The 18,984-nt window shown below is 75.3% G+C and carries 17 protein-coding genes; 9 read left to right on the top strand and 8 right to left on the bottom strand.

The features are described from left to right. Positions 1 to 104 precede the first annotated feature (104 nt). The 3 genes from BI06_RS02030 to BI06_RS02020 all read right to left on the bottom strand — a co-directional run bounded on the left by BI06_RS02030 (position 105) and on the right by BI06_RS02020 (position 5,232). A complete protein-coding gene (locus tag BI06_RS02030) occupies positions 105 to 773 on the bottom strand; it encodes a response regulator transcription factor (RefSeq protein WP_030393979.1) in 669 nt (222 codons plus the stop codon). A gap of 85 nt (positions 774 to 858) precedes the next feature. Beyond that, positions 859 to 2,604, bottom strand: a complete 1,746-nt coding sequence (locus BI06_RS02025; protein WP_233289979.1) for a sensor histidine kinase — start codon at positions 2,602 to 2,604, stop codon at positions 859 to 861. Positions 2,605 to 2,772: 168 nt separating this feature from the next. Then, the gene (locus BI06_RS02020) at positions 2,773 to 5,232 is read right to left on the bottom strand and encodes a SpoIIE family protein phosphatase (protein ID WP_043464550.1); all 2,460 of its coding nucleotides are present in this window, start codon (positions 5,230 to 5,232) and stop codon (positions 2,773 to 2,775) included. 183 nt (positions 5,233 to 5,415) lie between these two features. On the opposite strand from BI06_RS02020, the gene BI06_RS02015 reads away from it, so the two are divergent. The 3 genes from BI06_RS02015 to BI06_RS02005 all read left to right on the top strand — a co-directional run bounded on the left by BI06_RS02015 (position 5,416) and on the right by BI06_RS02005 (position 7,857). Beyond that, entirely contained in the window at positions 5,416 to 5,754 is a 339-nt protein-coding gene (locus BI06_RS02015; RefSeq protein ID WP_030393982.1) for a DUF4326 domain-containing protein, read from the top strand. A gap of 101 nt (positions 5,755 to 5,855) precedes the next feature. Beyond that, positions 5,856 to 7,151, top strand: coding sequence for a PQQ-binding-like beta-propeller repeat protein (locus tag BI06_RS02010; protein ID WP_043464430.1), 1,296 nt, complete (start codon positions 5,856 to 5,858; stop codon positions 7,149 to 7,151). A gap of 70 nt (positions 7,152 to 7,221) precedes the next feature. Next, positions 7,222 to 7,857 carry a uridine kinase gene (locus BI06_RS02005; protein ID WP_030393984.1) on the top strand — a complete coding sequence of 212 codons (636 nt, stop codon included), beginning with the start codon at positions 7,222 to 7,224 and terminating at the stop codon, positions 7,855 to 7,857. A 10-nt stretch (positions 7,858 to 7,867) separates the two neighbouring features. On the opposite strand, the gene BI06_RS02000 is transcribed toward BI06_RS02005, so the two are convergent. From BI06_RS02000 to BI06_RS01980, 5 genes are all read right to left on the bottom strand, one after another. Then, entirely contained in the window at positions 7,868 to 8,722 is an 855-nt protein-coding gene (locus tag BI06_RS02000) for a DNA-formamidopyrimidine glycosylase family protein (protein WP_030393985.1), read from the bottom strand. Positions 8,723 to 8,770: 48 nt separating this feature from the next. Further along, entirely contained in the window at positions 8,771 to 9,241 is a 471-nt protein-coding gene (locus tag BI06_RS01995; RefSeq protein WP_043464427.1) for a universal stress protein, read from the bottom strand. A gap of 186 nt (positions 9,242 to 9,427) precedes the next feature. Further along, positions 9,428 to 10,456 (bottom strand): zinc metalloprotease, encoded by a 1,029-nt coding sequence (locus tag BI06_RS01990; protein WP_043464424.1) that lies wholly within the window; start codon positions 10,454 to 10,456, stop codon positions 9,428 to 9,430. A 308-nt stretch (positions 10,457 to 10,764) separates the two neighbouring features. Beyond that, positions 10,765 to 11,523, bottom strand: coding sequence for an AAA family ATPase (locus tag BI06_RS01985; RefSeq protein ID WP_107113252.1), 759 nt, complete (start codon positions 11,521 to 11,523; stop codon positions 10,765 to 10,767). Between the two features lie 248 nt (positions 11,524 to 11,771). Then, on the bottom strand, positions 11,772 to 12,707 hold the full coding sequence (locus tag BI06_RS01980) for an LLM class F420-dependent oxidoreductase (protein WP_030393988.1): 936 nt from the start codon (positions 12,705 to 12,707) through the stop codon (positions 11,772 to 11,774). 176 nt (positions 12,708 to 12,883) lie between these two features. Between BI06_RS01980 and BI06_RS01975 the strand changes: the two genes are divergently transcribed. From BI06_RS01975 to BI06_RS01950, 6 genes are all read left to right on the top strand, one after another. Next, complete coding sequence (locus tag BI06_RS01975) at positions 12,884 to 13,258, top strand: DUF6401 family natural product biosynthesis protein (protein WP_233289978.1); 375 nt, start codon at positions 12,884 to 12,886, stop codon at positions 13,256 to 13,258. Positions 13,259 to 13,413: 155 nt separating this feature from the next. After that, positions 13,414 to 14,283: an alpha/beta hydrolase gene (locus BI06_RS01970; RefSeq protein WP_369826035.1), complete on the top strand. Its 870-nt coding sequence runs from the start codon at positions 13,414 to 13,416 to the stop codon at positions 14,281 to 14,283. Positions 14,284 to 14,430: 147 nt separating this feature from the next. Continuing rightward, positions 14,431 to 14,919: a CU044_2847 family protein gene (locus BI06_RS50185; RefSeq protein WP_051740112.1), complete on the top strand. Its 489-nt coding sequence runs from the start codon at positions 14,431 to 14,433 to the stop codon at positions 14,917 to 14,919. Then, positions 14,916 to 15,908 carry a trypsin-like peptidase domain-containing protein gene (locus BI06_RS01960; RefSeq protein ID WP_043464421.1) on the top strand — a complete coding sequence of 331 codons (993 nt, stop codon included), beginning with the start codon at positions 14,916 to 14,918 and terminating at the stop codon, positions 15,906 to 15,908. The genes BI06_RS50185 and BI06_RS01960 overlap by 4 nt, the downstream gene beginning before the upstream one ends. Positions 15,909 to 15,981: 73 nt before the next feature. Beyond that, entirely contained in the window at positions 15,982 to 17,415 is a 1,434-nt protein-coding gene (locus tag BI06_RS01955; RefSeq protein ID WP_149030235.1) for a hypothetical protein, read from the top strand. Between the two features lie 70 nt (positions 17,416 to 17,485). Next, positions 17,486 to 18,622 (top strand): MoxR family ATPase, encoded by a 1,137-nt coding sequence (locus BI06_RS01950; protein ID WP_043464415.1) that lies wholly within the window; start codon positions 17,486 to 17,488, stop codon positions 18,620 to 18,622. Positions 18,623 to 18,984: the final 362 nt, after the last annotated feature.

Here is an 18,984-nt window from a genome sequence, read left to right as displayed (position 1 = left end):
CCGTCGGCCACGGACCGGACGGTCCGTCGACGCCTGACCGGACGTCCCGTCAGCCCTCGACCGGACGGTCCGTCGGCATTGCCCGAACGTCCCGTCAGCACCCCTCAGCCGACGCCGCCCAGCCCCGCGTCCCGCGCCAGCAGCGCCGCCTGCACCCGGTTCTCGCAGCCCAGCTTGGCCAGGATCCGGCTGACGTACGTCTTCACCGTCGCCTCGCTCATATGGATCCGGGCCCCGGCGTCCGCGTTGGAAAGCCCCTCGCCCAGCAGCGCCAGCACCTCCAGCTCGCGCTCGGTCAGCACCTCCAGCCGCTGCCGGGCCCGGGCACCGCGCGCCGCGACCGGCCCCGCCCCGCCGCCCGCCAGCGAGTCGACGATGTGCCGGGTCGCGGCGGGCGACAGGAAGGCGTGCCCGGTGGCGGCCGCCCGGACGGCCTGGATCAGCTCGGCCGGCGCGGTGTCCTTCAGCAGGAAGCCGGCGCCGCCGTCGCTCACGGCGCGCAGCACGTTGTCGCGCTCCCCGAAGGTGGTGAGGATCAGCGCCCGCGCGCCGGGGGCGACCCTCGGCAGCTCGGCGAGCGCCGACAGGCCGTCCAGCACCGGCATCTGGATGTCCAGCAGCACGACGTCCACCCGGTGCGCGCGGGCCAGTTCCAGCGCCTGCCGGCCGTCGGCGGCCTCGGCCACCACGTCGATGTCGTCGGCGGAGGACAGGATCATCCTGATCCCGGCCCGGATGAGCGGCTCGTCGTCGGCGACGAGGACTCGGATCACTGCTGGTCATCCCCTTGGTACTGGTCCGGACGGTGCGGCGGCGGACCGGCCGGTGCCCCGCGGACCATCCTGGCATCCCCGTCGCTCACTGCTTCACCCGGTAGTGCTGCTTCTCGACCAGCACCCCGTCCTTGAAGCAGAACCGGACGACGGCGTCCTCGCCCCAGGCGGTCCCCCCGTTGTCGTCGGAGAGGTAGCGGACACAGTCCGCCCCCTCCGGCGGGGTGGGGCCGGTGCCCTCCAGGTTCTTCAGGAAGAACTCGCTGCCCCGCGGCAGCTGCTTCCGCACCTCCGCCTCCGGGGTACCGAGCTCCGCGCTGTCGTAGACCGACCGCTTCACCGTCGACTCCTCCGCGCCCCGGACGAAGCCGACCACACCCCAGACCAGCAGCCCGAGCACGGCCGCCAGCACCACCACCCCGCCGACCGCGCAGCCGATCGCCGGGCTGCGCCGCTTCGGCGGTCCGGCCGCCGCCCCGGGCACCCCGCCCGGCCAGGCGTCCACCGCCGGGTACCCGGCCCCGGTCTCCGGGCCGGCCGCCGAAGCGGCGTCGACGCCCTGGGCCCCGGCACCGTCCGCGCCCCGGTACGGCAGCACCGCGGCCAGCCGGAACCCGGCCCCCGGGGTCGGACCGGCGTGCACCATGCCACCGACCAGCCGCGCCCGCTCCCGCAGCCCGGTCAGGCCCTGACCGCCGCTGACCACCGCCGGGGCGGCGCCTCCGGCGCGCACCCCCACCGGCTCGGGCGCCGCCGGGTTCACCACCTCCACCACCAGCGCGTCCGGCTCGTAGCGCAGCGCCACCGTGATCGGCGCCCCGGGAGCGTGCTTGTGCGCGTTGGTCAGCGCCTCCTGCACCACCCGGTACGCCGCGTGCCCGGCGGACGCGGCCAGCGGACGGCGCTCACCGTCCCGGAGCAGCGAGACCGGCGTACCGGCCGCGCGGGAGGACTCGACCAGCCCCTCGATCCCGTCCACACCCCCGGTCCCGACGCCCCCGGCCCCGGCTCCCGCTCCGACACCTACTACTGCGGCCTGCCCGGGCCCCGGTCCCGGCGGGAGCGCCGTCGACTCGTCGTGCAGCACGCCGACCACCTCCCGCAGCTCCCGCATCGCCCCGACCGCGGCCAGCCGCAGCACCCCGACCGCCTCGCGCTGCCGGTCGGTGAGCGTCCGGTCGACCTCCAGTGCCCCCGTGTGCACCGAGATCAGGGCCAGCTGGTGGCCCAGGCTGTCGTGCATGTCCTGGGCGATCCGGTGCCGCTCGCGCAGCCGCGCCTGGTGCGCGATCATCGCGTGCTCGCGCACCAGCTGCTCGTTGCGCTCGCGCAGCGCGTCGGTCAGCGCCCTTCGCTGCGCCCGGTACCGGCCCCAGAGCGCGGGCAGCACGGCGAGCAGCAGGTAGCCGCCCAGCGAGAAGCCGACGATCAGCTTGACCGGGACCTGCCCGGCGTCCTTGAGCACCCCGAACAGGGTCATCAGCGCCCAGCCGGCGGCGAACGAACCGGCCAGCACCCCGACCCGGCGGATCCTGGCACCGGCCGACCAGCCGACGCAGACCAGCAGCGGCAGCGTGCCGCCACCGAAGCCGCTGGCCACTGCGGTGAGCACCAGGGCGGTCGCGGGCAGCCCTCGGCGCAGCAGGAAGACCAGGCCGGAGGCCACCGCCATCGGCAGGGCCAGCCCGGTGCTGCTGAGCACCTCGATCGGCGCGGCCAGCCCGGCGATCAGCAGCGCTCCCACCAGCTCGCGGACCACCAGCCCGAACCGCCAGGGGCCCGGCAGTGCCGTTCGAACCGCCTTCGACCAGGCTCTCGCTATGACGTCCACCCGTCGAGGCTAACGAATCGCCCCTGGTCACCACCGTCACCGTTCGTCGCCGCCGACTCCGACGAAAGTCGTTCCCGGTCCGCCGGGACGGCCCGGCGGGGCCCCGCGCACTGCGCTGCCCCGCCTGCCCCACGTACCCCGCGTACGCCGCGCTTCCCGCGCCGGCAGTCAGCGGTACCCGGTGAGCATCAGCGCCACGTCGTCGACCCGGTGCGTCGAGCCGACCTCCCGCAGCACCCGGTCGGCCAGGCCGTCCAGCCCGGCCGCCGCGATCAGCCGGCCGACCTCCGGGCCCGCCAGCGCCGCCCGCAGCCGGTCCACTCCCGCGTCGATCTCCACCGCCGGGTCCTCGACCAGGCCGTCGGTGTACAGGGCGAGCACCGAGCCCGGCTCCAGCCGCAGGTCGCTGACCGGGTACACGGCGTGCTGGTCGACGCCGAGCAGCGGCCCGCCCGGCACGTCCAGCGCCTCGGCCCGGCCGTCCGGGTGGCGCAGCACCGGCGGCAGGTGGCCGGCCCGGGCGAGCAGGGCGGTGCCCTCCCCCGGGGTGAGGCGGACCAGGCAGCAGCTGGCGAGCAGTCCGGGGTCGAGGTCGAGCAGCAGCTGATTGGTCCGGGCGAGCACCTCGTCCGGCGGGACGCCGCCGGTGGCGAAGGCCCGCACGGCGCTGCGCAGCTGGCCCATGGTGGCGGCGGCGCCGACGCTGTGGCCCTCGACGTCGCCGATGACCAGGCAGAGGTCCCGCCCGGTGACGATGGCGTCGTACCAGTCGCCGCCGATCTCCATGCCCTGGGTACCGGGCAGGTAGCGGGCCGCGATCCGGATCCCGTCCAGGCGCGGCAGCCGGTGCGGGAGCAGCGCCTGCTGGAGGCCCCGGGCGAGGGTGAACTCGGCGTCGTACAGCCGGGCGCGTTCCAGGGCCTGGGCGATGAAGCCGGCCAGCGCGGTGAGCAGGCCGCGCTCCTCCAGGGTGAACGGGCGGGGCCGGTCGAAGCCGAGGATGCAGCTGCCGACCGGGTGGCCGGAGGCGATCAGCGGCAGGAACGCCCAGGCACCCATGTCGTCCAGCGCCAGTCCGGGGTAGGCGGCGGCGAGCTGTCCGACGTTCTCGAAGAAGATCGGGGTGCCGGTGCTGAGCGTCTCGGCCCCGGGCACCCGGGCGCCGACCGGGGTGCCCTCGAAGCGGTCGAGGAAGCCGTCCGGGTAGCCGCTCTGCGAGACCAGGTGCAGGTGCTTCTCGCGGATCGTGTAGATGGCGAGCTCCTGTCCGCCGAGGGCCGGGAGGATCTCGTCGGCCACCGCCCGGCAGACCTCGCGGACGGTGACCGCCTCGCTCAGCGCGCTGGCCAGCTGGAGCAGGTGGTACATGACGCCGAGGCCGGTCCAGGTGCCGGGCGGGGAGGGTTCGGCGGCCGGGGCGGCGGCGTCGGGCGGCGGGTCGGCGGCGACCACCCGGCCGGTGACGCCGTGCGCGTCGGGGTAGAGCGAGAAGGCCAGCCAGTGGTCCGGCGGCCGGCGGGCGAGGAAGGCGGTGGGCTGCTGGGAGAGCAGCGCGGCGCGGTAGCGGTTCTCGTACACCGGGTCGGACAGCCAGGGCAGCACCTGCCACGGGTGGTGGCCGACGAGGTCCTCGCGGCGGGCCTGGAGCAACAGCTCGACGCTGTGGTTGGCGTAGGTGATCCGGCCGTCCGGGTCGAGCGAGAAGACGCCCTCGCGCAGCCGCTCCACGGCGGCGGCCGCGGCGGTGCCGGTCCGGGTGTCGAGCACGGCGCCGACCAGGCGCCCGCGGGCCCCGGGGCCGTCGCGGGGCACCCGGGCCCAGAGTTCGACGGGGTAGGGGTGGCCGTCGCGGTCCAGCACCCGCAGCCGCGCGGCGAGCACCCGGCCCCGGTCGAGGGCCCCGCGCACGGCGGCCCGGAACTCCGGCAGGTCGCCGGGGGCGATCCGGGCGGCCAGGCTCTCGGCCCGGCCGTCGAAGTCGCCCGGGGCGAGCCCGAAGATCTCGCAGAACTGGTCGTCGGCGGCGACCTCGCCGAGCGCCACGTCCCAGTCGAAGAGGCCGACCCGGGTGGTCGGCGCGGACGGCGGGGTGAGTTCGACGACCGTGGTCTCGCCGTTCGGCTCCACCGGGTGCCCGGCCTCCTCCAGCGCGGCCAGTCCCGCGCCCAGCCGGGCGGCGACCGCGCGGACATGCCGGCGCGCGCCCTCGGGCACTCCGTCGTCCGAGGCCGCCCAGAGCATCCCGAGCACCCCGAAGACCTCCTCGCCCGCCCGGACCGGGACGTAGGCGGAGGCGAAGTCGTACGGCAGGCCGACGGCGAGCTGCGGGAAGCGCCGCATGGTGTCCTCGGTGTCGGCGAGCAGGACCGTGCGGCCGGTGCGGTAGGTGACCGCGATCGGCAGCGGACCGGCGGCGGCGATCCGCCGGAACGGGCCGAGCACGGACAGCGGCACGCCGGCGACCGCGCACAGCACCAGCGAGCGGCGGTCGCGGGAGCGCAGGTAGACGGTCGCGCCGTGCGCGTCGGTGCCGCCGAGCACCGTCCGGACGGCGGAGGTCAGCAGGGCCTCCCGCTCCCGCGCCGGGTCCCGGCCCGCCGACCCCAGCGGGTCCTGGGCAGCGCCCATCACGGGACGGCGCGGGTCGGGACGCACCGCCCGGGTTTCCCCGTCGCTGGGAGGCGGACCGGGCGGGTCCGCCGGAACACCCTGGCGCATCCTCTCTTGCTACGCCGGGCCCCAGGGGCTGTCAAGGTGAACCCCACCCGCCCCGGGGTGCCCACCGGCCCCGGCCGCGCCACCATCGTCCCCATGACGCCCCGCACCCCGGGCCCCGGCCCGACCACCGTGGTCAATCTCAAGGGCCACCGCGACGACCCGGCCTTCGCCGACGTGCGCTACGTCGGCCGGGCGATGCACCGCGGCGGCTGGTCCCTCCCCGAGTCACCGCTGCACTGCCCGTTCCGCCCGGGCCCCGGGCTCCCGCGCGAGGAGATGCTGCGGAAGTACCGGGCGTACCTGCTGGCCCGCCCCGACCTGCTGGCCCTCGTTCCCGAGCTGCGCGGGCACCGCCTGGCCTGCTGGTGCGCCCCACTGCCCTGCCACGCGGACGTCCTGGCCGACCTCGCCGACCACGGCCTCCCCGGCTGAGCCCGGGACCGCCCGCAGGGGCCGCTCGGCCGTGCGGCTTGGGTATTCTCCGTGGACAGTGCAGCGCGACGGCTGCCCCGGGGGAAGACGAGTGGCGAAGTATGGGGAGCACACCGGCCGACCGATCGGCGGGCGAGGCGTCCTGGCGGTGGGACGGCGAGGACGAGGGCGGGACGACCGCGCCCGCCGACGTGGTGAGCGGTGGTGAGGACGGCGGCGGCGGGCCCCGGCCGAGCCGGCGGCGGCTGCTGATCGGTGCCGGGGTGCTGGCGGCCGGCGCGGCCGTCTGGGGGGTGTCCCGGCGGGCGGGCGGTTCCGCGCCCGAGACACCGAAGCCGCAGCCGCTGCCCAGCAAGCTGTACGGGGCCGAGCCGCTCTGGGTGTACCGGGGGTCGGAGCAGATGACGCCGGGCCGGCTGAACGGCCGGCTGTTCGCGCCCGCCTACGTGACGGCCAAGGGCTTGCGGATCCTCGACGCGGCGACCGGCGCCGTGGTCGGCAACGTCGAGGAGCCGGCGCTCAGGGGCCGGCCGGAGGACTCACCGCTGATCGTCGGGGCGGGGCGGCTCTTCACCACCTCGACCGGCCATGTGGACGCCCGCGCGCTGACCGGCCCGGCGGCCGGCTGGAGCCAGCCGCTCCCGCCCGAGCTGGGCGAGCAGATCACCCTCTACGGCAGCGACGGCGCGCAGGTCTACGGCACGGTCGGGAGCCGGGGCGACACCCGGGGCACCCTGTTCGCCCTGGACGTCACCGGCAACGGCCTGCTCTGGTCCCGCCCGTTCGCGGAGCGCGGCGAGAACGCCGTCACCGTGCTGCCCATCGGCGGCCGGCTCCTCACCTGGGGCACCGACCCGAGCGCCGGCACGTCGCTGGTGGACGGCACCACCGGACGGCGGCTCTGGACCACCGCGGGCTCCGCCCCGGCCTGGTCGATGATGGACCAGCGGCACGTCTACCTGCCGACCCCCGGGGCCGCCGGCGTCCAGGCCCTGCGCATGGAGGACGGCACGCCGCGCTGGTCGGTGCGCCCCGGCCCGGGCGAGGAGTGGCGCGCCCTGCCGCCGCTCAGCGACAGCTACCGGGTGTACGTGCCGCGCGACAACGGCCTGATCACCGCGCACGAGGCGGGCAGCGGCGAGCAGACCTGGCAGTGCCAGCTGCCGTTCCGACTGGACCGCCGCTGCCGGCCGCTGCTGCTCAGCTCCGGACTGCTCGTACCGGGCCCGGCCGACGCGGGCGTCGTCGTCGTCGAGGCGGAGAAGGGCCGGCAGTACACGCTCTTCGCCGACACCGGCCCGGGCGTCGACGTCTGGTCGGTCGCCAGCGACGGCACCCGGCTCTACGCGGGCCACGACACCACCCTGTACGGCCTGGGCGAGCTGCCCGTCCCCTGAATTGCCGCCCCCTTCGACGACGAACGCCGACCCCCCAGGCCCGCTGGCTCCCCGACCGCAGGATGACGCCGTGCCGATTCGCCCGATCTCGCCCGACCGCCTCGTCGAGCTGCTCGCCGACCGGATCGCCGCCCTCCCGGGGGCCGGCGACCGCCGCCTCCGGGTGGCCGTGGACGGCGCCCCGGCCGCCCGCCCCGGGGAGCTCGCGGACGCCCTGGTCGAACCGCTGCGGCTGCGCGGCCTGCCGACGCTGCGTGTCCCGGCGGCCGGCTTCCTCCGCCCGGCCTCGGTCCGGCTGGAGTACGGCAAACACGATGCGGACGCCTACCACGACCTGTGGCTCGACGACGGGGCACTGCTCCGCGAGGTCCTGGACCCACTGGAACCGGGCGGCGACGGCCGGGTGCTCCCGTCCCTGCGGGACCCGGTGACCGACCGCGCCACCCGGGCCCCCTACACCGAGCTGCCCGCCGGCGGGGTCCTGCTGCTGGACGGCGCACTGCTCCTCGGCCGCTGGCTCCCCCTGGAACTGACCGTCCACCTGGCCCTCTCCCCCGCCGCCCTGCAACGCCGGACCCCACCGGAGGAGCAGTGGACCCTCCCCGCCTTCGCCCGCTACGCGGCGGAGACCGTCCCCACCGAAGCCGCCGACCTGACCGTCCGCCTCGACGACCCCCGCCACCCGGCCCTGGTCGAGCAGGCCTGAGGCCGGGGCCTCAGCGGTGGGGGCGCCGGCCGCGTGGGGTCGGGCCGCGGCCCTGGGGGGCCGGGCCGCGCTGGCAGTACGGGCACCAGTAGGCCGGGCGGTCCTGCGGTGGGGTGCCGTGCTGGGCGGTCAGGACCAGGGTGCCGCAGCGGGCGCAGGGGCGGCCCGCGCGGTCGTAGACCCAGTGACCCCGGCCGCGGCGGGTGTCGCCGGTGGTGATGTGGCCGGGGCGCAGCCGGTTGGCCTCCAGCAGTTGGTGGGCGCGGGCGGCCAGTCGGTCGAGGTTCGGGAGTGCGCCGACCGGCGTCCACGGGGTGACCCCGGCCAGGTAGCACAGTTCGTTGGCGTACACATTGCCGATACCGGCGAGGTTCCGCTGGTCGAGCAGGGCCTGGCCGAGCGGCCGGGCGGGGTCGGCGCGGAGGCGGCGGACGGCTTCGGCCCGGTCCCAGTCCGGCCCGAGCAGGTCGGGTCCGAGGTGGCCGACCACGCGCTGCTCGTCGGCGGTGCGCAGCAGCTCGACGACGGGCAGGCGGTAGCCGACGGCGGTGCCGAGCCCGGTGCCGAGGACGACGCGGATCTGTGCGGGCGGGCCGCCGGTCCAGCGCTCGCCGGGGGCGAACACCGACCAGCGGCCGTCCATCCGCAGGTGGGTGTGGAGGGTGAGACCGCCTTCGGAGCGGCCGGCGCCTTCGAGGCGGATGAGCAGGTGCTTGCCGCGCGGGACGACCTCCAGCACCCGGCGTCCGGCGAGGACGGCGGTGGCGTGGGCGGGCACGCGCAGTTCGGCGGCGGTCAGCACCTGCCCGGCGAGGACGGCGCGCAGCCGGGTCGCCACGCGGAAGACGGAGTCACCTTCGGGCACGGGTCCATCCTCCCCGGCGCGGCGGTCCGCCGTGCCACCGCCCTCCGGTCACCCGGCGTCGCCGGCCGTGCCGCCGGCCACGCCGTGGCGGACCACGACCACCGGGCAGGTGGCGTGCTCGGTGACGTGCCGGCTGACCGAGCCGAGCAGGGCGCCGGCGAACCCGCCCCGGCCGCGGCTGCCGACCACCAGCAGCACGGCGGCGCCGGAGGCCTCCAGCAGGGCCTGGGCGGCGTTGCCCGGCAGCACCGATTCGACGACGGGCACCTCGGGCCGCGCTCCGGCGACCTGGGCGACGGCCTCGGAGAGGATCCGGCCGGCGAGCTCCTCGGGGTTGAACTCGGGCGCGGGCACGCTCGCCCCGCCGAAGCCGTAGAACGCCGGGTACTCCCAGGCGGCGACGGCGTGGACGGTGCCGCCGGCCAGCCGCGCGTAGTCGACCGCCCAGCGCAGGGCCTGCTCCGAGGCGGGCGAGCCGTCCACACCGACGACGATCCTGGGGTTGGCGCTGTTGGCCATGCCGCTGCTCCTTGCTCGACGGGTTCGACCGGCTCGTCCGACCTGCTCGTATCCCGCCAAACTTAGATCAACCCGGACATTCGCCCGGTCATGGCCGCGCCGGAACTGGTACTGGCGGGTGCGCGGCGCAGTCGCCACGCACCCGCCAGCGTCTCGGGGTGCGGCCCGTTCGGGCCGAGGGGCCCGTCAGGCCCGGTAGGCAGCCCAGGAGTTCGCCATCCGGGCGACCTGGCCCGGGGTGAACTGGGTCATGCAGGAGTCGTAGGTGTAGTCCATGAAGTTGTGGATCGGGTCGACACCGGTGGCCGTGCAGGTGTCCCGGCCGGCCGGGCACTGGTAGGCCGCGCTCTGCTCGGCGGGGGTGTCGGCCACGTAGTCGCCCTGGCCGGAGCAGCCGCCCTGGAAGGTGTGGTAGAGCCCGAGCCAGTGGCCGACCTCGTGGGTGGCGGTGTCGCCCTCGTTGTAGTTGGTGGAGGAGCCACCGGGGAACGAGGAGTCGAGGATGACCACACCGTCGTCGGTCGGGTTGGAGCGGTAGGAGCTGGGGAACGTCGCCCAGCCGAGCAGGGACTGGCCGAGCTTGGCGGTGTAGAGGTTGAGGGCGTTGGCCGCGCCCTTGCGCAGCTTGGTCTTCATCGCCTTCTCGGCGCTGGAGCCCGGGCTGACGCCGTTGTACCAGGTGGAGTTGTCGGTGTAGTCGGTGGCCACCAGCTGGAACCGGAACTGGCTCGCGGTGTTGCCGGTGCCCTGGCCGCTGTAGGCGGCGTTGAGGACGTCGATCTGCTTGGAGACGGTGGCCGCCGACAGCTTGCCGGTGGTGCCCGAGTGGACGACGTGCACGTACACCGGGACGGTCGTGGTGGCGGCCAGCTCACCGGGCGCCAGCAGGGTGTTGCCCTGGGCGGAGTGCGCCAGCTGGGCCAGCCGGCCCTGGAGGTCGCTGTCCATCGCCTTCGCCTGGGCGTCGGTGAGGGCGTTGGGCTCCTGGCCGGCGGGGTGTCCGGCGGGCTTGCGGGCCGCGGAGTCCTGAGCGGCGGAGTCCTGGGCCGCTTCGCCGGTGCTGCACTCGGTGGAGGTCGGGGCCTTGGCGGCCGCACTGGCGGTGCTGAACGCGGCCGGGGCCGCGAACTGGGTGAGCCCGAGGGCGGCGGCGACGGCGGCCGCGCCGAGGAATCTGCCGGTGGCACGCGAGGAAACACGGGCGGAACGACGCATCTGCGCTCCTGAGGGGGGTGGTGGGGGACGGCGGTTGAGGGGGGCCGCCGAGCCACAGGCTACGCAGGGTCGCGTGTACGCGTCAGACATGTTCCGGCCTGGAACTTCTGACGGCAAATCGGACATAACCCGGAAGTTTGAGCGGTCGAACGGCACCGCACATGGAGCATTTCCCGTCGCGCGCATGCGCACAGTACCGGCCCCGGTCTGTCCGAAACGTGACACCCCGTCTGCCCCGCGGCGCGGCGCGCCACCGGCGGGACGGGACGAACGGGGTGAACCGGGCGCCCGGACCGCCTCCGGCGAGACTACGACGCCGCGAAGACGATCTCCCGCAGGGCACGCGCACCGGCCCGGTCGAGTACCACGGCCGACGCACAGCCCGTCGGCGGGCGCCCCGTCCCGGCCAGGCGCCGGCGCAGCCGGTGCGCGGCGTCCCGGTGGCGGGCGAAGGCGTACGCGGAGACGGCCTGGCCCCGCGCCCGCTGACCGTCGCGGGCCTCCTCGGCACTGGCGTCCAGCAGGATCAGGTGCACCCGGCGCCCCTGCCGCTCGGCGGTCCGCGCCAGCCACTGCCGCACGTACGGCACCGCCCCGCAGTCGTGCACGGTGAGCGGCCCGCCGGCGAGCACCGCGCGCCGCAGCCGCCGGTAGTGCGCGAGGCGCACCAGCGGGCGGTACAGGGCGTACGGCAGCCAGGACGGGACGCGGGAGGCGTACTCCTCGCGGACCAGCTGCGAGTCCACGATCGGCGCCCGTACGCAGCGGCGCATGAGCGTGCTCTTGCCGCTGCCCGGCAGCCCGGAGACCACCAGCAGGTCGCCCGCCGGGTACCGCAGGGCACTCGGCGCGGCAGCCGGGCCGCGACCGGAGCGGAGGTCCTGGAGGCCGCGCGGGCGCAGCACGCCGGCCGACGGCTCCGCCGCGAGCTCCCGGCAGCCGGGGCGCGGCACGGTGCGGACCGCCCGGTCGCGGGCCGCCCGGTCACGAACCACCCGGTCGCGGGCTGCCCCGTCGCGGGCCGCGGCCCGGTCGCGAGCCGCCCCGAAGACCTGCACGTCCGACATCGGCACTCCCCCTGCTTCCCCACCGGTCCGGGTGCTCCCGGTCCCTCCTCCCGAGGAGCTTTCCCCCTTCAAGAGAGAGTAAAGACTAATGGTCAGACCGGGTCCGGGCCGAGCCTTTATCGCTCCAGGATCGTCACAGAAGCGCTCCGGGCGCGTCACAGCGAGCGGTTCCCGGGGACCCGGCCTCCTCCGGCCGGGATCCGGAAGGACCCCGGCCGGGACCCGGAGGACCCCGGCCGGGACCCGCCTCAGCCGAGCTGCGCGAGCTGCGGGGCGATCCGGGAGGCGATCAGCTCCAGGTGGTCCAGGTCGTCCAGGTCCAGCATCTGCAGGTAGATCCGCTCGCTGCCGACGGCGGCGTAGCGGCCGATCTTCTCCACCACCTCGTCCGGGGTGCCGGCCAGGCCGTTGGCCTTCAGCTCGTCGACGTCGCGGCCGATCACGGCGGCCCGGCGGGCCACCTCGGCGTCGTCCCGGCCGACGCAGGCGACCAGGGCGTTGGAGTACACCAGGTCGTCGGCCTTGCGGCCGGCCCGCTCGACGGCCGTCCGGACCCGGCCGAACTGGGCCTCCGTGTCCGCCACCGACACGAACGGCAGGTTGAACTCGTCCGCGAACCGGGCGGCCAGCGCCGGGGTGCGGGTCGGTCCGGTGCCGCCGACCAGGACCGGGATCTTCGCCTGGGCCGGCTTGGGCAGCGCGGGCGACTCGCTCAGCTGGTAGTAGGTGCCGGCGAAGTCGAAGGTCTCGCCCAGTGCGGTGCCCCAGAGGCCGGTGACGATCTCCAGCTGCTCCTCCAGCCGGCCGAACTTCTCCTTCGGGAACGGGATGCCGTAGGCGGCGTGCTCCTGCTCGTACCAGCCGGCGCCGAGGCCGAACTCGACCCGGCCGCCGCTCATCGCGTCGACCTGGGCGACCTGGATCGCCAGCACGCCGGGCAGGCGGAAGGTGGCGGCGGTCATCAGGGTGCCGAGGCGGATCGTGCTGGTCTCGCGGGCCAGGCCGGCCAGGGTGATCCAGGCGTCGGTCGGGCCGGGCAGGCCGCTGACGCCACCCATCTTCAGGTAGTGGTCGGAGCGGAAGAAGGCGCTGAAGGCCCCCAGCTCCTCGGCGGTCCTGGCCACCCGGAGCAGGGTGTCGTAGCTCGCGCCCTGCTGGGGTTCGGTGAAGATTCGAAGATCCATACCGGCCATTCTGGTACAGACCACCCCGTGCCCACGCCCGAACCGGGGAAGCGGCGCCGTCGGCCCGGTGTCCGGCGGGCGCGCACCGGGCGTCCACCCGGACCCGCGCGTCGGGGTGGCCAAGGTCTCCTCCCCGGGCCGCCGTGCCCGGCGCCGCGCTCGCCTACCGTGGACGGATGCCCGCCACGCCCGACGAGTCGCCCCGGCGCCTCCCCTTCGACTCCGCCGCCCCGTACCCCCGGCCGGACGGCTGCCCGCTGCCCGGGATCGTCGCCGCCTTCGGCCCCCGGCTGGCCGAGCTCGCCTTCGAGCCCTGCCTCGTCGCGGCGGTCGACCAGCACGCCGCCGAGCTGCGCGAGCTGCTGTACGCGCAGGGACCGGAGCTGCTGCCGCGGCGGCTGAACCGTGCGGAGCTGTCCGACTACGCGCGCGGCTTCCTGGACCGGCTCGCCGAGATCGGCTGGCGCGAGCCGGTCGGGTACGACTTCGCGGTGCACCGGCTGACCGCGATCTGCTGGCTGGTCCGGCAGAACGGCCTGCTCGCAGCCTGACCGCCCGGTCCTGCGGGACCGTCCGCGCACGCGGTCCGGGCGGAATACGGAGAACGGCTGGAAACACCCCGGCACCCCGTGCGTACAGTGGCGGTCCACACGGCACGGACGGCCGTCCGCGGCACGGCCCGGACGGCGGGCGGGAACGGGACAGCGTGAGCGGGATCAGGACGGGCGGCAACGGCAGGAGCGGCGCCCCCGGCAACGGCAACGGCAACAGCTCCAGCACCGGTTCCGGTACCGGAACCGGAACCGGAACCGGAACCGGCGGGCACCGCGCGCTGGTCTGGCGCGGGCTGCCCGAGCGGCCCGGCGCCGCGGTGCTGGTCCTGCACGGCGGCCAGGAGCACAGCCTCGCCCGCCCGGGCCCGGTCAACCTGGCCGGCCTGCGGATGGCCGGCTTCGTGCACGCGCTGCGCCGGGAGACCGAGGGCGCCGGGGTCGCCGTCGGCACCGTCCGCTACCGCCACCGGGGCTGGAACGGCGAGCGGGCCGACGCCGCCAAGGACGCGATCGCCGCCCTCGACGACCTCGCCGAGGAGCTGGGCCCGGTCCCGACCGTGCTGGTCGGCCACTCCATGGGCGGCCGCGCCGCCCTCCGGGTCGCCGGCCACCCCGTCGTCACCGGCGTCGTCGCACTCGCCCCGTGGTGCCCGGCCGAGGACCCGTGCGAGCAGCTCGCCGACCGCGACGTCCTGATGCTGCACGGCGACCTCGACCGGGTCACCTCCCCCGCCGGCACCCGCGCCTTCGCCGCCCGGGGCCGCGCCGCCGGGGCCAGGGTCTGCGGCTACACCGTCCTCGGCACCGGCCACACCCTGATGCGGCGGATCAACGACTGGCACCGCGCCACCGCCCGGCTGTCCGCCGGCCTCCTCGGCCTGCGCGACCTCCCGCCGGAGGCAGCGACCGCCTTCGCCCTCCCCTCCCACTCCACCGCCGCCCTCGACCTCCCCCTCCCCCGCTACCCCCGCACCGCCCCACCGGCCGAACGCCCCTCCAGGCCTCTCCCCACCGACGCCTGACCGCCCCCGCCCGCATCCCGCCCGTACCCCGCCCCGGCCCGGACTCCCGCACCACCGAACCGACTTGGGCGTCCAGGCCAAACGGTGCGAGCACGCCGGTATGGTGAGGGACCGTCGGGGGGCGGATCTCCAAGGGGGCGGACACGCATGGCCGAAACGGTGACGATCGATCTCGGGGACGGCACGACCGTCCGGGCCGAGGTCATCGGCGAGGTGAACTTCCAGCAGCCGGAAACGCCTTCGGACGTCTGGGCGGACTCCGGCGACGCCGGTTGGGGCGGGGGCCGGCGGGCTGCCGGGCAGCTGGGTTCGGCCGTGGCGCTGACGCTGGACCAGGTGCGCAGCACCGTCCAGGGCGTCGGCCGCTGGGCGGCGGAGAGCATCGCCCAGGGGGAGGCCGGCTCCCCCGACACCTTCGAGGTCGAGTTCGGGCTCAAACTGGCCGTCAAGTCCGGGCAGTTGCTCGGCGTCATCGCCGAGGCCGGCAGTGAGGCCGGGCTCACCGTCCGCCTCTCCTGGGACCTCGCCGAGCGCCGCCGGCAGCAGGAGGCCGCGGCGGCCGAGGCGGCTCCGGCCGCGCAGAACGCCTCCGACAGCGCGAGCACCCCGGCCGCCAGAGCGGCCGCCGCCGAGTGACCGTACCCGCGCGGCCCGGCCTCGCCGCGGCCGAGGAGCTGCGCCGCAGCACCGTCGTGATCACCGTCGCGGGCGGCTTCCGCGGCAGCGGCTTCCTGGTCGCACCGGGCCTCGCCGTCACCGCCGCGCACGTGGTCGCACCGGCGGCGCGCGCGGCGGAGCCGGTGGGCGTCCGCCACGAGTCCGGCGAGTACACCGTCCCGGCCGACCGCATCCGGCTCGCCCCGGAGACGGGCGAGGGCAGCAGCGGCAGCAGCGGCAGCAGCGGCAACGGCAAGGGCCACTACCCCTTCCCCGACCTCGCCCTGCTCGGCGTCCCCGACTGGACCGGCCACCCGGTGGTCCGGCTCGCGGCCACCGAGGCCGAACCGGACACCGTCCTGACCGCCCTCGGGTACTCCACCCACACGCCGAGCCCCGGCGCCCGACCCGACACCCTGCGGCTGCGGGTCGTCGGCCTCGCGGACCGGTACCTCGGTGTGCGCGGCGACGGCATCCGCGAGGGGCACAGCGGCAGCATGCTGGTCGACGGGGACGGCCTGGTGCGGGGTGTGCTCAAGGGCAGCCGCGCCTTCCAGCTGGACGCGGGCGGCTGGTACACCCCGGTGGGCGCACTGACCGCGCTGCTGGGTACGGCGGGCGTCGCCCCGCCCGGACCACCGCCTCCGCCGCCCGCGCCGCCCGGGAACGGCGAGCTGGTCGACGCCCTGATGGCCTTCGAGCTGCTGCGCCGCGCCGACGGCCGCTACGACCTGCTCGACACCATGGGCGTGCACCTCGGCCTGACGCACTCCTTCGAGGCCGAGGAACGCCCCGACCGCCGCACCCATCTGCACCAGATCGTGCGCGCCTGCCGCAGCTTCCGCGACGGCCGGTCGGCCCTGCGGGCACTGCGGACCGCGATGGCCGAACTCGCCCCGGACGACGGCGCACTCGACGCGCTCGACGCCGTGGTCGGGCGCGCCCTCGGCGAGCGGGAGGACGGCTAGCCGGATGCGCGCGACACCGTTCGTGCCCCCGGGCGGCGGGGGGCCGTGGCCGGCGGGGGCGGAGGACGTCCTCGTGCAGATCATTTTCTGCTTCGACCAGATGTACGAGTTCACCTTCCGCCAGGATGTCCTGAGGGAGATGAACACGTCACCGAAGACCCTCGGCATCAAGGCCGGCATCCGCGCGGACTACACCCCGAATTTGCACGTTCGGGAGATCCTCCGAGCAATCCGTACCTCCCTCGATCCGTGGACCGCGCTGGACTCCCTCGCCGAGGCACTGGAGGCGCTGGCTCCGGAAAGGCGCGCAGGGGAATGGCTGGCGCTCGTCCTGCGGGTCCTGAAGAGCGGAGACGACCTTCCATGTAGCGAACTTCTCCAGGTGATACTTGAGTTGAGCTCAATCGAGGAGCCGACGGAGCCGGCCCGCCACCTGCCGGAGGACGTCCCGGGGCTGCGGGAGCGCAACACGGCGGGGATGAACCTGCCCAAAATCCTGGATCTCCTCGTCAGCCGGATCGACGACAACCTGCTCGGCCCGCTGATCGTCTTCCTCCGCGCGCTCGGCGACCATCTCGAAGCCACTCGGAAACAATCGCTCCCGGTTCTGCGCCGGTTCCTCGCCTCCCATGCCGACCGAGCGCCCGCCCCGGCGGCGGGCCCCCGCGAGCGGCTGATCGTCCAGATTCGACTCGACGAGGAGAGCCCGCCGGACACCGGCGACCCGCTGTACCGCCTGATCGTCGCCTACTACCGCCAGCCGCTGGCCGGCGGGCAGTTCCGGCGGGTCGGCCGCCACCGCGACAAGGAGATGTTCACCAGGAGCGAGCTGTTCGCCTCCGGCGGCGGGCGACTGACGGCCTGGGAGCAACTGCGACTGGCGCTCCTCGATCCGAACGCCCCGGTCCGGATCGAGTTCCTGCTACCGCGTTCCCTCCTCGGGTACGCCGCCGAACTCTGGTCCACCGGAACCGCCGACCGGCACTTGGGCCAGCAGCACCCGGTGGTGGTCCGACAGCTCGAACGGTACTCCGACTACAACCTTGACCGGAGTGACTGGCGGAAACGCTGGAAGTACCTCGGGACCCACGGAGCCGATCCGACCGAGGTCCTCAAGCGAATCGGCTGGCCGCCACTCGGTCCGGCCGACGCAGCCGGTCTACCGGACTGGATCTTTGATCAACACGAGCTCTCCTGCATGGGCCTCGATGTCCCGTACGAGCAGCTCGACCCCGCGATGCAACGCGCAGTGGACGACGCGATGTATCTCGACGGTGTGCCCGTGCTGCTCTGGCGACGGGTCGCCGGAGGCAAGGAGACCCTCCTGAAGGACCTCCGGAAGCACGAACCCACCCGGCTGGCCGAACTGCCCTACACCGTCCTCAAGCACCGAAAAAGGGTGCGGGACCCGACCCCGCCCCCGGACCGAACGCTCACGCTGGTCTGGGACGATCCCGACTGCGTCGACCCGGACCAGGACTACCCCTACGAGGGGATGGCCGAATGAGCGCGAACGCCGTACCGCGAACCCCCGTCCCGCGGAACCCGGAGCGACACGAAGCGAGCCAGGAGCGCACATGACCGAGGACTGGTGGATCTACCGGGGCACCGGTGTCCCCCACGGCGGGATCGCCGGGCTCCCGCCCGCGCCCGCGTGGCGCGCCTTCGGCGACCCGGACGGCGACCCCGAACGGCTGCCGCCACCGCCCCCGGAGGACTCGGCGGCCGGTTCCGCGGCCCGCCGGCTCGGCCGGGTCCGGCAGGCGGCGGCCTACCAGGCGGACGAGCGGGAGGTCCGGCTGGTCAACCTCGCCCTGCACCTGCGCCGCCCCCTCCTGATCACCGGCAAGCCCGGTGTCGGCAAGTCGACCCTCGCCTACGCCGTCGCCCACGAACTGCGTCTGGGCCCGGTGCTGCGCTGGTCGATCAGCAGCCGCTCCAGCCTGCGCGACGGGCTCTACAGCTACGACGCGATCGGGCGGCTGCACGAGGCCGGACTCTCCCGGAACGGCCGTCACCCGGACGTTCCGGAGCCCCGCCCGTACAGAGGCGACCGGACCGTGGGCCCGGCGGTGCGGCGGGGCCAGCCCGAGGAGGACTTCCTGATCGCTCCCCCACCGGAGGAACGCGCGGCCCCCGCCATCGGCAGGTTCCTGCGGCTGGGCCCGCTCGGGACGGCGCTGCTGCCCTGGCGGACACCGCGTGTCCTGCTGATCGACGAGATCGACAAGAGCGACATCGATCTGCCCAACGACCTGCTGAACGTCTTCGAGGAGGGCGAGTTCGAGATCCCCGAACTGCTGCGGCTCGGCCCGGAACCGCAGCAGGTCGGCACGGCCGACCACGGCCGGACGGCGGTGGTGCGCGGCGGTGTCGTGCGCTGCGCGCAGTTCCCGCTGGTTGTCCTCACCAGCAACGGCGAGCGGGACTTCCCGAGCGCTCTGCTGCGGCGCTGCGTCCGGCTGGAGATCCGGGCGCCGGACGAGCAGCGGTTGGCCGCGATGGTCGCCGCCCACCTGGGCGAGGAGACCGCCGCGGCAGCCGCGACCACCGATCTGATCGCCAAGTTCCTCCGCCGGCAGCAGGACGGGGCGGAACTGGCCAACGACCAGCTGCTGAACGCCCTGCTGATGGCCGGACGTGTGCTCAGGGCCGACCAGCAGGGGCGGGACGCGGTACGTGAAGCCCTGCTCCGTCCGCTCAACGAGAGCTGAGCGGCGATGGGTTCGGCATCGCCGGGTGGGCCGGTCGAGGGGCTGACGGAGGCGCTCGCCGAGCTGCTCCGGCAGACCGACGGCGGGCCGCAGCCGCAGGACCTCGCGGACGTCCTGTGGATCGCCGGGCTGGCCGGAATGCTGGAGCCTCCTCCGCCGCCGCCCGCGCCGCCGCCGCCGTCCCCGCCGGCCCCACCACCACCGATGCCCTCCGTACCTCGACCGTCCGCAGCGCCGCGGCCCGCACGGGCCCGGCCGAGGTCGACCGTCGTACCGTGGCAGTCCTCGCCGCCCCTGCCCGCAGGACGGACCCCGATCGGTCCGGCACCCGTCGTCGTCCTACCGCCCCCACCGCCCCCGCC

The organism is Kitasatospora sp. MBT66 (genome assembly GCF_000710405.2).
Lineage (GTDB): Bacteria > Actinomycetota > Actinomycetes > Streptomycetales > Streptomycetaceae > Kitasatospora > Kitasatospora purpeofusca.
The sequence above is the reverse complement of the archived record's forward strand: the minus strand, read 5'-3'. Positions and strand labels throughout refer to the sequence as shown.

What these genes read in the sequence shown, in the direction of transcription:
- BI06_RS50185 (WP_051740112.1), top strand. Translation starts at nt 14,431, where the DNA reads ATGGCCGAAACGGTGACGATCGATCTCGGGGACGGCACGACCGTCCGG.
- BI06_RS01950 (WP_043464415.1), top strand. Translation starts at nt 17,486, where the DNA reads ATGACCGAGGACTGGTGGATCTACCGGGGCACCGGTGTCCCCCACGGC.
- BI06_RS01985 (WP_107113252.1), bottom strand. Translation starts at nt 11,523, where the DNA reads ATGTCGGACGTGCAGGTCTTCGGGGCGGCTCGCGACCGGGCCGCGGCC.
- BI06_RS02010 (WP_043464430.1), top strand. Translation starts at nt 5,856, where the DNA reads ATGGGGAGCACACCGGCCGACCGATCGGCGGGCGAGGCGTCCTGGCGG.
- BI06_RS01975 (WP_233289978.1), top strand. Translation starts at nt 12,884, where the DNA reads ATGCCCGCCACGCCCGACGAGTCGCCCCGGCGCCTCCCCTTCGACTCC.
- BI06_RS01980 (WP_030393988.1), bottom strand. Translation starts at nt 12,707, where the DNA reads ATGGATCTTCGAATCTTCACCGAACCCCAGCAGGGCGCGAGCTACGAC.
- BI06_RS02020 (WP_043464550.1), bottom strand. Translation starts at nt 5,232, where the DNA reads ATGGGCGCTGCCCAGGACCCGCTGGGGTCGGCGGGCCGGGACCCGGCG.
- BI06_RS01990 (WP_043464424.1), bottom strand. Translation starts at nt 10,456, where the DNA reads ATGCGTCGTTCCGCCCGTGTTTCCTCGCGTGCCACCGGCAGATTCCTC.
- BI06_RS01995 (WP_043464427.1), bottom strand. Translation starts at nt 9,241, where the DNA reads ATGGCCAACAGCGCCAACCCCAGGATCGTCGTCGGTGTGGACGGCTCG.
- BI06_RS02015 (WP_030393982.1), top strand. Translation starts at nt 5,416, where the DNA reads ATGACGCCCCGCACCCCGGGCCCCGGCCCGACCACCGTGGTCAATCTC.